At 32.7% G+C, this 12,164-nt stretch carries 9 protein-coding genes and 1 pseudogene; all 10 read right to left on the bottom strand.

Features of this window, described 5'->3' with window-relative positions; all coding sequences use genetic code 11:
- Window positions 1-7 precede the first annotated feature (7 nt).
- Window positions 8-1,243 carry a DUF4010 domain-containing protein gene (locus DZ64_RS0108030; protein WP_173391331.1) on the bottom strand — a complete coding sequence of 412 codons (1,236 nt, stop codon included), beginning with the start codon at window positions 1,241-1,243 and terminating at the stop codon, window positions 8-10.
- Window positions 1,240-3,918 (bottom strand): annotated as a pseudogene (locus DZ64_RS10975) (plasma-membrane proton-efflux P-type ATPase). The gene DZ64_RS0108030 and the pseudogene DZ64_RS10975 overlap by 4 nt, the downstream one beginning before the upstream one ends.
- Window positions 3,918-5,207, bottom strand: coding sequence for an NAD(P)/FAD-dependent oxidoreductase (locus tag DZ64_RS0108020; RefSeq protein WP_024790142.1), 1,290 nt, complete (start codon window positions 5,205-5,207; stop codon window positions 3,918-3,920). Before DZ64_RS0108020 ends, DZ64_RS10975 begins: the two are co-directional and overlap by 1 nt.
- Complete coding sequence (locus DZ64_RS0108015; protein ID WP_024790141.1) at window positions 5,204-6,406, bottom strand: 2-oxo acid dehydrogenase subunit E2; 1,203 nt, start codon at window positions 6,404-6,406, stop codon at window positions 5,204-5,206. The genes DZ64_RS0108020 and DZ64_RS0108015 overlap by 4 nt, the downstream gene beginning before the upstream one ends.
- Window positions 6,396-7,370, bottom strand: coding sequence for an alpha-ketoacid dehydrogenase subunit beta (locus tag DZ64_RS0108010; protein WP_024788022.1), 975 nt, complete (start codon window positions 7,368-7,370; stop codon window positions 6,396-6,398). The genes DZ64_RS0108015 and DZ64_RS0108010 overlap by 11 nt, the downstream gene beginning before the upstream one ends.
- On the bottom strand, window positions 7,357-8,328 hold the full coding sequence (gene pdhA / locus DZ64_RS0108005) for a pyruvate dehydrogenase (acetyl-transferring) E1 component subunit alpha (protein WP_024788021.1): 972 nt from the start codon (window positions 8,326-8,328) through the stop codon (window positions 7,357-7,359). Before pdhA ends, DZ64_RS0108010 begins: the two co-directional genes overlap by 14 nt.
- The gene (locus tag DZ64_RS0108000; protein WP_024788020.1) at window positions 8,318-8,653 is read right to left on the bottom strand and encodes a carboxymuconolactone decarboxylase family protein; all 336 of its coding nucleotides are present in this window, start codon (window positions 8,651-8,653) and stop codon (window positions 8,318-8,320) included. The genes pdhA and DZ64_RS0108000 overlap by 11 nt, the downstream gene beginning before the upstream one ends.
- A 60-nt stretch (window positions 8,654-8,713) precedes the next feature.
- Window positions 8,714-9,889: a CoA-binding protein gene (locus DZ64_RS13490; protein ID WP_236618743.1), complete on the bottom strand. Its 1,176-nt coding sequence runs from the start codon at window positions 9,887-9,889 to the stop codon at window positions 8,714-8,716.
- 94 nt (window positions 9,890-9,983) lie between these two features.
- Window positions 9,984-10,592 (bottom strand): acetate--CoA ligase family protein, encoded by a 609-nt coding sequence (locus DZ64_RS13485; protein WP_024790139.1) that lies wholly within the window; start codon window positions 10,590-10,592, stop codon window positions 9,984-9,986.
- Window positions 10,589-12,163 carry an alpha-D-glucose phosphate-specific phosphoglucomutase gene (locus tag DZ64_RS0107980; RefSeq protein ID WP_024790138.1) on the bottom strand — a complete coding sequence of 525 codons (1,575 nt, stop codon included), beginning with the start codon at window positions 12,161-12,163 and terminating at the stop codon, window positions 10,589-10,591. The genes DZ64_RS13485 and DZ64_RS0107980 overlap by 4 nt, the downstream gene beginning before the upstream one ends.
- Window position 12,164 lies beyond the last annotated feature (1 nt).

The following is a 12,164-nucleotide window of genomic DNA, read 5'->3' as shown; positions in this document are numbered from 1 at the left end:
GCTTAAATTAAATTATAATACCGTAAATTATAGTAATAATTCCTAAAATAATTAAAAAAATGCTTGCTAAAAAAGTGATTTTTTTGCTAAAAATATATGAATACAAAGCTTTTAAAATATTATTGCTTCCTGCCGCTATTATAACTGCGCTTGCAATTTCATTTATATTAATGGAGATTTTGCCTGTGATTAACGATAAAATAAACGGGTCTATATCCGTAAATCCCACAATAAATGAAAGAATTTTTAGCCCCAAATTACCATAATGGATTGTTACAAACTTTGTAATTAAAATCATAAAAACAAAAAGAATTGCAAACACAAAAGCTGTACCAAGTTCTAAAGGGTTTCTATCATCAATAGGAGCTTCAATATTTAGATTTGATTTATAAAGAAAAAAAGAAATAATAATTCCAGTTAAAGAAAAAATTAAAAAAGGCATTAAAAGTTTATAAAAAATATTTTGATTAAAGATAAAAGCAATTACTAAAAGTCTTAAATACATCATAGAAGTTGCTAAAATAATGGATGAATTTATAATACTCAGCACATTGTCTTTTGCATTAATACTAAAAGCTTTTTTAGAAAGAACCACCGTTGTGGCGGTGGAAGAATAAAGACCTCCGAAAATACCTGTAATTAAAAAGGATTTGTTTTTAAAAAGAAATTTCTGTGCGATATAACTGAAATATGAAATTGCAGAAATTATTACAACTACAAGCCATATTTTAAAAGCTGAAATACCAATAAACGGTAAAGGATTTTTTGGTAAAACAGGTAAAATAACCGCACTTAAAAGAATGAATTTTCCAAAAGTTTCTATTTCATTTTGATTTATTTGCGAAAAAATATTTTTGGTGTGTGATTTATAATTTAAAATAAATACAATTGAAACAAAAATTATAGCTATAGACCATATATTTTTGGTAGTAAATAAAAGTCCTGAAAAAGAGTAAACAAGTGAAATTACCAAAAAAGAAAGAATTGAAGTTCTTAAATTTTGGTTTTTAAAATAATAATGAATCGCATAAAGGAGAGTTAAAGAAAAATATCCTAAAATATAAAGATTTATATTAATTTTATAAAAAGCAAAGCCTAAAATTCCTATAAAAGTGGAAGTTCTGGCAGAGCCGAAATGGGGCTTTTGAACCTGTTTTGATAATTTATATGTTTTAAGCTCAAGTCCTGTAAGAAAAGAAAAAGACAGAATTATTAAAAAATATAATAAATCTATTGGAATCATAAAATTTCTTCACCTTTCATTTTTCTGTAATATTTAATTACAGCCATTTTAACTGCATCGTTAAAAATAAACCAAACTATTGCATAAATCCATACAAAAAGCCCCCATGCCCATCCGATAGGTGTCATAAGTCCAAATCCATAAATTGAAATAATTGTTCCAATTATTCTTGTTGAAATTGTTGCACCAAAAAGTATTGCGCTAGGATACGGTTTTTTATAAAACCAGTCGTCAATACGCGTATTGTAAATTGTTCCGTGTCCAGCAATTACAAGTTTTGCAAAAAATGCAGCCTGAACAAATCCGAGATAACTTTTAGGATCGTGTATATTTACCCACTCAGGCACCATAGGCATAAAAAATGGAGTGTCTGGATGATATTGTAAATAAGCCATTAAAAGATAAAAAAATAAAAAGCTGCTAAGCACTCCTGCAATTCCAAGCCAGCTGGAAAGAATCAGTATCTCATGCATATCCCAACGTACCGGTTTTTCACGAACTTTTGTATTATCATATGCAATTGCCAAAATTGGAATATCATTCAAAAGGGCTAAAATAATAAGCATTAAAGCTGTAACAGGATAAATATTAAATAGAACAATAGCCAGTGTCATAAAGAATATTACCCTTAGTGTTTCGGCAATTCTAAAAACAGTATAACTTTTCATTCTTTCAAATGTAATTCTGGCTTCCTTAATTGCGTCTACAATAACTTTAAGTCCAGGAGCCATAAGAATAATATCAGCAGCCGCTCTTGCCGCATCTGTTGCACCGCTTACCGCAATACCTGTATCGGCTTTACGCAGGGCCGGTGCGTCATTTACACCGTCTCCCGTCATACCTACGATATGGTCTGCTTTTTGAAGCTCATCCACTATAAAATATTTATCTTCAGGAAATACTTCTGCAAAACCGTTTGCTTCTTCAATAATTTTTATAATTTCACTTTCATGTCTTTTAACAGAGCCTTTAACAAGCTTTCTTGATTTTTCTATCTCTTCTTTTACAAGTTTTACTATTTCTTTTACTTTTTCATTAACTTCCTCATCACTTAGATTCATAGCTTTCAAGAGTGCTTTTGAAATTACTTCGGAAAGTATTATATATTCGTCGTTTTTTTCGTTTTTAAGGTCTCTTATAGAATATATATTTTCTCCAATTCCCAAAATTCTTGCTATATATTTTGCTACGGCAACATTATCACCCGTTACCATTTTAACTTCAACGCCTTTTGCTTTTGCTTCTTCAATTGCCTCTTTACTGTCAACTCTAGGCGGGTCAAACAGAGGAATTAGACCTACAAAATTAAAGCTGTTTTCCTCTTTTGTTTTATAGGCCACACCAAGCGTTCTAAATCCATCTTCAGCGAATCCTTCAACTTTAGCGTAAGCTTTTTTCTTCTCATCGTCGGTTAAATTGCACATTTCAATAATAACCTGAGGGGCACCTTTTGTAACTATCATTTCTTTATTATCTAATTTTAAATAGCTTTCTGTTCTTTTTCTTACAGGGTCAAATGGAATAAATTTTTCTAATGTAAATTCTGGAATTTTTAAATTGTTTTTGTCTGCCCATTCAAAAATAGGTTTTTCAATCGGGTCGTTGTTTTCTTTTTTACTTGCCAATACTGCGTAAGTAATCACTTCTTCTTGCGTATGCCCGTCTTCTGTGTAAATATTTCCTACGCTCATTTTGTTTTGTGTAAGTGTTCCCGTCTTATCAGAACACAATACATCCATTCCCGCCATTTCTTCAATAGCCGCAAGTCTTGAAACAATTGCCTGTTTTCTGGCAAGGTTCAAAGCCCCCACTGCCATTACAACCGTTAAAACTGTAGGAAGGGCTACCGGAATTGCCGCAACTGTCAAAACCAGTGAAAATTCAAGCAAATCAAAAATAGGGTCACCCCTTTTAATGCCGGCAAAGATAATAATACCTACTAAAAATACAGTAATAATTATCAAAAAGTTTCCAACTTTTATTACCATCTTTTGAAAATGGCTTCTTTGTTTTTCCTGGGCTTTTTCCACCAGTTTTACTGTTTTCCCAAAATATGTGTTAAGAGCGGTTCCAACTACAATTGCTATCATTTCACCCTGTTTTATAATAGAATTGGAATAAGCCACATCTGCCGGTTTTTTATTTACGGGCAGACTCTCACCTGTTAGGGCAGATTGGTCAACCGAAATATAATCACCTCCGCCTGTTAATTTTACATCGGCCGGGATAATGTCACCTATTTTTATTTTTATAATATCTCCGGGGACCAGTTCTTTGGCTAAAATTTCCTGCCAATTGCCATCTCTGAGAACCAGTGCTTTTCTTGCTAATTTTTTCTTTAATACTTCTATTGCGTTTAAGGCTTTGTGCTCCTGATAAAAATCAAGCCCCGCATTTACAAAAAGCATTATCATAATAATAGTAAAATCTTCCCATCTGTGAACAAGCGCACTAAGAATAGCCGCAATTTCAATCATCCAAGGAATTGGTCCCCAGAATCTCCTGAAAATTCTGTGCCACAGTGGCTCTTTATATTCGGGGATTTCATTCTATCCATATTGTTTTAGTCTTTTTTTAGCTTCTTCTTCGCTAAGTCCTTTTTGCAAATCCGTTTCAAATTTTTTTGCTACTTCATCAACACTTAAATTTTTAACTTCATTAACTGGTATGGCCATTATTTAACCCTCCTTAAAACTCTGTCAATTGATTCTGAGAAAGTTGGATGAGGAAATACTGCTTTAAGCAGTGTGTCTTTATCCATCTCTCCTGCAAGGGCAGCACTTATTATTCCTATAATCTCTTCTGCATTAGGCGCTAATATTTCAGCCCCGTTTATAAAATTTTCTTCATCGGTATATAAAATTACCAGTCCGTTTTCACTGTTTAATACAGCTCCGCTTATTCCAAGACGATTTAGTGGAAAAACAGTTTTTTTACCTTCCATTTTCCCGGCAGCTGCGTAATTTAAAGGAATTGTATAGATAAATTTTGGAATATTATCAAGGCTTAGTTTTTCTTTTTTGCCCAAAATCCGGTTTGCTACATTCAGCGCCTCGGCCCTTGCTGCGTGGGCTAGCATAAGTTTTGCATTCACATCTCCAATTGCGAAAACATTTGGCAGAGTAGTTTGAAAATATTCATTTGTATCAATTCCTTTTGAAATTTTTAAATTAGGAGTTTTTATCATCCATGTATTTGGAATTCTGCCGGTTGCAACTAAAAGCAAATCAGCTTCTTTTTTGCCGTTATTCGTTTGAATTTCTACTTTTTTATTTGCAACAGCTTTGGTTATAGATGTGTTAGGAACTAAATTTATGCCTATTAACTTCAACTGCTCTTGTAGTTTTTCAACAATTTCAGGAGCTATTTTTTTAGAAATATTTTCATGTCTATAAATTAAATCAACTTTTACACCAAGTGCTGCAAAATATCCTGCAAATTCAAGCCCAATTGGGCCACTTCCGTATATTGCGATATGTTTTGGCAATTGAGTTAAAGAAAACACTTCTTTTGAAGTGATTATTTTTTTGTTATCAACTTCTATTCCATCAGGTACTCTTGGGTGAGAACCAGTCCCAATTATTATATATTTTGCTTTTAAAATTTCTCCATTTACTTCTATACCTTCATCGGTTACATATCCTTTTGCTTCTAAAACTTCTACGCCTGCGGCTTTTAACTGCATTTTAATAGCCTCAGTATTTTTTTTAATCCTATCAAATGTTTTGTTAAGTAATTTTTCTACATTAACTTTTGCCTTTTCAATAAAAACATCTTCACTTGATTCTAAAACTGTTTTAGCCCTATGAAGCATATTTTTTGAAGGAATACATCCTGCATGCAGACAATTTCCTCCTAAAAAATTTAAATCTTTTTCTATTAACGTGACTTTAAGCCCTGCTTTTGCCAAAACAACGGCGGCTGCATAATTAAGTCCGCCGCCCAAACATATTACATCTCTCATTTTATCCCTTTAATTTCATTTTTAAAATCATTTACAAATTTAGCCGCTTCCACGCCGTTTATAATTCTATGATCAAATGTAAAAGTAACTTTTATTTTTCCGTCAATTAAACTTCCAACAGCCATTATACCGCTATCTTTATCATTTATTAAAGCGCTAAATCTTTTTATATTAAACATTCCAAGATTGCTAAGTCCAAAAGTAGAGTTTGTTAAATCTTCAATAGTAAGTCTTTTTGTCTTAATTTCTTTTAACCATTCATTTATTTCATTTAAAGTTTTTTCTTCTGCTTTTTTAATTACAGCCATATAAAGTCCATCATTTCTACTAACTGCAACAGATATGTTTGAAGCAGGGTAGGTAAGTAAGCTATTGTCTTTTAAAACACTTCTTGTAAGCGGATTTTTTTGCATAGCATTTGCTAAAGCTTTAATTAAAATGGCCGTCAATTTAATGCCTTCTTTTTTTTCAATTTCTATTTCTTCAAATATAAAGAATATAGGTTTTGTAAGTGAATTTTCAACATTTTTAATAACAGCCAACTGATTTGCGTTAAGTTTTATTGTTTTTGCGATATTATTTGTTTTTATATAATTTAATACTTCAGTTTCTCTTATTTTATGGTTTAATTTGAATTCATTTATGTCTAAATTGTATTCATTTATTAATTTAGCTGCTTTTTTTGTAAAATATCTGTTTAGCAAAAATTCGTTAATATCTTTTTCGTGGGCGGGTTTTGGAAGGGCATTTTCATTTTGAAGTTTTTCTATATCAATGTTATACTCTTTTGCTTTTTTCTTTGCCACAGGTGATGCATTGCCGGAAATTGATTGTTCTGAAGAAGAAGTCAGTTCGTTAATTAATTTATCAATATCTATTTCTTCACTACTTGGCTTCTTGGAACTTAAAACTTGGCTACTTGGCTTCTTGGAACTTGAAACTTGGCTACTTGGTTCTTGCCCACTCTTCTCAATTATTGCAATAACGCTTTTTACCGGAACTTCATCCCCAACATTAGCTAAAATTTTTTTAACAACACCGTTTTCGTAGTTTTCTATATCCATGGTGGCTTTGTCGGATTCCACTTCAACTAATTTGTCGCCTTTTTTTACAATATCCCCAACACTAACATACCATTTAACAATTTTACCTTTATCCATTGTGTCGGATAAAATAGGCATTGTAACTTTATATTCCATTTTGGGCCTTCCATTTAAGGATTTTTTGAGTTATTTTATCGGGTGTAGGAATTGAAGCGAGTTCAAGTTTTCTGTTATAAGGAATAGGAACTTCTTCTCCAGCAATTCTAAGAAGTGGTGCGTCTAAATTGTAAAAACACTCTTCTATAATCTCGGCGGCTATTTCAGCTCCCATTCCGCCTGTTTTATGGTCTTCTTCTACAATTACACATTTTTTTGTTTTTTTAATAGACTCGGCTATTGTTTCAATATCTAGGGGTCTAAGAGAATTTAAATCAATAATTTCAGCGTCAATTCCTGCTTTTTCAAGCTCTTTTACAGCTTCGATTACATCATATCTCATTTTAAAATAAGTAAGTATTGTTAAATCTTTTCCCTTTTTTACAACTTCTGCTTTAAAAGGATTGAAGTTTTCAATTTCTTTAAACTCCATATCAACCGGATAAAGCAGTTCATGTTCAAGAAAAATTACGGGGTCGTTGCTGAAAATAGCCCATTTTAACGCATGGTATGCATATGTTGCATTGCTTGCACACAAAACATAAAGTCCGGGAACTGAGCTGAGCATTGTTTCATAATTTTCACTGTGCTGGGCGGCAAGCTGACGAGATACACCCCCAGCCATTCTAATAGTAAGCGGCAGGGTGATTTTTCCCCCGCTCATATATCTGAGTTTACTTGCATGATTTATAATTTGGTCAAATGCAAGAAGCGAAAAATTTTCTGTCATTATTTCGGCTATCGGCCTAAGTCCTCCTATGGCCATACCGACCGCATTTCCCACAATACTGAGTTCCGCTATAGGAGTATCGATTACCCTTTTTTTTCCGTATTTGCTGAAAAGTCCTTCGCTTACCCTGTAACTTCCCCCGTATCTTCCTACATCTTCACCGAGAATAACTATACTTTCATCTTCCGCCATTGATTCGTCAATGGCTCTGTTTAATGCCTCACGATACAACATTTTCACACTCCTTGCAATATACATCTTTATATAATTCATCTATTTCAGGTTCCGGGGAATTAGCTGCAAATTCGACGGCCTCTTCAATTTCTTTTTCTACTTTTTTATCCGTTTGATTAAAATATTCTTTTTCAACAATTCCTTCTTTTATGGCTCTGTTTTTTAGATTTTCAATAGGGTCTCTTCTTTTAAAAATATCTATTTCTTCTTCACTTCTGTATTTTCCGGCATCGCTCATAGAATGCCCTTCGTATCTGTATGTTTGGGCTTCTATAAAATAAGGTCCGAGGCCGTTTTCTATATATTCTTTTGCCTTTAAAACCTCATTATAAACCTCACATACATCCATTCCGTCAATTCTAACGGCCGGCATATAATTTTTTGCCTTTTTGTAAAGCTCTTCAAAAGGGCTGACCCATCCGATTCTTGTGCCTATTGCGTAGAAATTATTTTCTATAAAAAATATAATCGGAAGTTTCCATGCGGCGGCTAAATTGATACTTTCAAAAAAAGCGCCTCCGTTTGTGGCTCCGTCTCCGCCTATTGCAAAAACCCCTGCATTTTCACCCTGAATTTTCCTGGCATATGCGCAGCCTACAGCCATAGGAAACTGGCCTCCTACAATTGCATCTCCTCCGTAAAAACTGAGTTTTGGCTCGAAAAGGTGCATACTTCCGCCTTTTCCTTTTGAAATTCCTGTTTTTTTACCGAAAAGTTCGGCCATTATGAGTTTAGGCTCCATCCCCCTTGCAACTGCAAGCACATGCTCACGATAATGGGTAAAAACATCACCTTTGTCAAATGCCTGCATAGTTCCGACACTCACAGCCTCCTGACCTATATCAAGATGTAAAAACCCAGCAATATTCCCTTTCATATACTCCTGTTTTGCAGCTTCTTCAAAACGGCGTCCCAGTTTCATCAGATAATAAAATGTTTTTATTTCACTAACTTTCATTTCCAAACTCCTCAATTGCCTCAAGTAGAGGTATCATATACATTAGAGCTGGACCTCCGTGCATTAAAACGGCCTGAAATCCCGCATCTAAAATTTCATCTTTTGTTGCTCCAAGATTTAGAGCGTTTTTTGTATGAAATGCTATGCACCATTGACACTGAGCCGCAACAGCCAAAGATATATTTATAAGTTCTTTGTTTTTAGCGCTAATTGCAGAATCTTTTTCAGCCCTCTGCATAAAATTTAAAAAAGACTGAATCTCTTCGGGTTTGTTTTTTTTAAGCTCTTCTAATAATTTTCCGATTTCCTGTAATTTTTCCTTCATTTTCCCTCCTTAAAAGTTTTATATCTATATTTTAACTCTTCAAACTTAAAATGAACTTAATTATAATATTTTTGCCGCCTCTTCAAGCGAAGTAAAATAGAGTCTGTTTTGATTTTCAAGATAATTTATTGCATCAAGAAAACTTTCTTTTCCAAGCAGTATAGGAATATATTTGTCATTGTTTAAAATTTTTACAATAGATAAAGCATCCGTCATATATTGAGGGGTTATAATTACAAAAATAATATCGCCCAAATTTTTTACTGTTTCAAGGGCTGCTTTGTACCTTTCATCTGTCGCATCTCCTATTACATCGATAGGGTTGTTGTGAGACCAGGTAGGAGGAAGCACTTTATTTAATTTCTCAATTGTTTTTTTATCGAGTTCTTTAATTTTAGCGTATTGACTTACCAAATCGGTAAGAATTGTTCCAGGACCTCCTGCGTTTGTAACGATAATTACTTCTTTTGCCTTATATTCCGGCGAATAAATTAAACTCTCAATAGAGTTTTTAAATACAGCTCCTGCATTTTCACTTAAAATTTTAAACATTTCAAAATCTCCTGCTAAATTTCCTGTATGGGAAAATGCAGCTTTTTTGGCGGCTTTGCTTTTTCCTGCTTTAAAAATTAAAATCTCTTTTTTAGAATTACGAATAGCTTTTAAAAATTCTTTTCCGTATTGTATACCTTCGGCATAAATTGAAATTGTTTTGCAATTTTCTTGATTGTTTAGTTCATTGATTGCATTTGCAAAATTAAAATCAGCCATATTTCCCATTGAAATAATATGGGAAAATCCTATTTTATTTTGGGCAGCTTTATCCATAATTGCAGTTAAAACCGCACCTGACTGGGAAATAAGCCCTATATCCCCTTTATAAATTGAGCTTTTTGCAAAGGTTAAATTAAGTTCTTTATCAGCGTTGTAAATTCCGAGACAGTTAGGTCCTACAATGTTTAAATCATATTTTATTGCCAGTTCTTTTAATTTTTTTTCAGCTTCAATATTTCCAATTTCTTTAAAGCCGGCAGAAATAATTATAAAATTTTTACAGCCTTTACATGCCATTTTTTCAACTGTGTCTAATACAAACTTGGTAGGAATTGCAATTACAGAAGTATCAATAGGAGGTAGTTCGTCAATTGATTTATAAACTCTTTTGTCAAAAAGGGTGTTTAAATGAGGGTTTACAAAATAGATGTTTGCTTTTGAATTTAGTGCATTTTTGGCTATTGCGTATCCGACTTTCTCCTCTTTGTCGGTTGCCCCAAATATTGCTATATTTTCATTTTTAAAGATTGAGTGTTTTTTAGAATAAAAAGTTTTTTTACTTTATTTTACCTTCTTTTATTCTTACATCAACTGCAATTGCACCTTTTTCATTTACGATTAAAGGATTTATGTCAAATTCTGTTATATTTTCATTGTTAAACATAATCTGAAGTTTTTTAATTACATCTATTACAGCGCCTAAATTATATTTTTTGCCCCTGAACTCAGGAAATATTTTTGAAATTTTTGTTTTTTTAATTGCCTTTGTTATTTCATTTTCATCCGCATTTGTGTCAATATAAGTTATGTCTTTTTCGATTTCTACTAATGTACCTCCGCTTCCAAAAATTAAAACCTCTCCAAAAATTCCGTCAAATTTCCCGCCGATAATAAGTTCAATTCCTTTAACTTCTTCTTGAATTAAAAACTCACTATTTTCATCAAAAGAGATATCGTGTTTTTTAAGATTATTTAAAATTATTTCTTTTGCTTTTTTTAATTCATCATTATTTTGAATATCTGTAATTACCCCTCCAATATCACTTTTATGAATAGGTAAATCTATTTTTAAAACACAAGGAAATGTATCAAAGCTTAAAGTTTCATTTATTTTTACTCTTTTTTCTTTAGGGGTAGGGATGTTATATTTTTGTATTAGATTCATTTTAATTCCTCAAATATTTTTTGCAATTCTTCTTGAATCTCTTTTATAACTGCTTCAAGATGTTCCTCTGATATAAAACTTTCGGCATAAATCTTATAAATATCCTCCGTCCCGCTCGGTCTAAACGCCACCCATGAATTTTTCGTAACAATTTTCATGCCTCCTATAGGTTCGTTATTACCTGGTGCTTTTGTATAGATTTTTTCTATTTTTTCTCCGGCGAGTGTTTTTATATTTAAATGTGTAATTGATTTTAAATTTTCTTTTTGTTCTTTTGTAGCCGGGGCGTCCACTCTTTTGTAATAGCTTTTACCAAATTCTTTTTCAAATTTAGCATAAATATCTGCTATGTCTTTTTTGGCTTTTGCCATAATTTCTATTGCAAGGAGATTCATTATTATACCGTCTTTATCACTGCTCCAGGGGCTTGCATCGTATCTTAAAAAGCTGGCCCCAGCACTCTCTTCTCCGGCAAATCCGAGCTGTCCTTCGTATAAACCTTCTGCAAAATATTTAAATCCCACAGGTGTTTCATAAACTTCCACGCCAAGAGAATCTGCAACTCTATCAATCATAGAAGAAGTTACAACTGTTTTTCCTACTTTCAAATGTTTTGGCCAGTTTCTATGTTTAAAAAGATACCACATTGCAACTGTTAAATAATGGTTTGGATTAATAAGTCCTCCTTTAGGAGTTACAATTCCATGTCTGTCTGAATCGGTATCGTTTCCAAAGGCTAAATCATAATTGTCTTTAAGTTTTAAAAGATTTTTCATAGCATACGGGCTTGAGCAGTCCATTCTTATTTTTCCGTCTTTATCAGGAGGCATAAATGAAAATGTAAAATCAACTTCACCATCTTTTATATCAAAATCAACCCCCCAGATTTCATTAATTTTTTTATATACGGGAATTGCGCTTCCTCCAAGAGGGTCTGCGGCTATTTTTAATTTTGAATTTTTAATTAAGTCCATATTAACTATTTTGTTTAAATTTTCAACATAAGGCGTTATAAAATCGTCTGTTTTTATTTTTTTGAGTGCAATTTCATAATCTATTGTTTTATAATTTTTGTTTTCCAAATAAAAATTTGCTTTTTTTTCTATTGTTTTTGTTATATTTGTTTCGCTTGCACCTCCGTTTATGGCATTATATTTAAATCCTCCGTCTTCCGGGGGGTTATGCGAAGGCGTTATAACTATTCCGTCAGAGTTTTTATTTTTTTTGTTGTGTTCAATTATTGTGTGTGAAATTACAGGAGTAGGGGTGTAATCGTTATTTATTACAACTTCTATGTCATTTGCGCAAAGTACCCTTATAGCGCTCATTTCAGCCGGAGTAGAAAGTGCGTGGGTGTCTTTCCCTATAAATACCGCTCCTGTAATAGATTTTTCTTTTTTATAATCGGCAATTGCCTGAGCAATTGCAAAAATATGCTCTTCATTGAATGTCTTATTATTTGCATTTCCCCTGTGACCGCTTGTACCAAATGAGACTCTTTCATTTTTATCTTGTGGATCTGGTTTTAGATAAAAATAATTTGAAATAAGTTTAGGTATATTTGTTTTCATT

The organism is Lebetimonas sp. JH292, assembly GCF_000523275.1.
Lineage (GTDB): Bacteria > Campylobacterota > Campylobacteria > Campylobacterales > Nautiliaceae > Lebetimonas.
This window is presented reverse-complemented; position numbering and strand designations above follow the sequence as displayed.

Coding starts and splice junctions, on each gene's coding strand:
- DZ64_RS0107980 (WP_024790138.1), bottom strand. CDS start 12,163: ATGAAAACAAATATACCTAAACTTATTTCAAATTATTTTTATCTAAAA.
- pdhA (WP_024788021.1), bottom strand. CDS start 8,328: ATGAAAGTTAGTGAAATAAAAACATTTTATTATCTGATGAAACTGGGA.
- DZ64_RS0108010 (WP_024788022.1), bottom strand. CDS start 7,370: ATGTTGTATCGTGAGGCATTAAACAGAGCCATTGACGAATCAATGGCG.
- DZ64_RS0108020 (WP_024790142.1), bottom strand. CDS start 5,207: ATGAGAGATGTAATATGTTTGGGCGGCGGACTTAATTATGCAGCCGCC.
- DZ64_RS0108015 (WP_024790141.1), bottom strand. CDS start 6,406: ATGGAATATAAAGTTACAATGCCTATTTTATCCGACACAATGGATAAA.
- DZ64_RS13485 (WP_024790139.1), bottom strand. CDS start 10,592: ATGAATCTAATACAAAAATATAACATCCCTACCCCTAAAGAAAAAAGA.
- DZ64_RS0108030 (WP_173391331.1), bottom strand. CDS start 1,243: ATGATTCCAATAGATTTATTATATTTTTTAATAATTCTGTCTTTTTCT.
- DZ64_RS0108000 (WP_024788020.1), bottom strand. CDS start 8,653: ATGAAGGAAAAATTACAGGAAATCGGAAAATTATTAGAAGAGCTTAAA.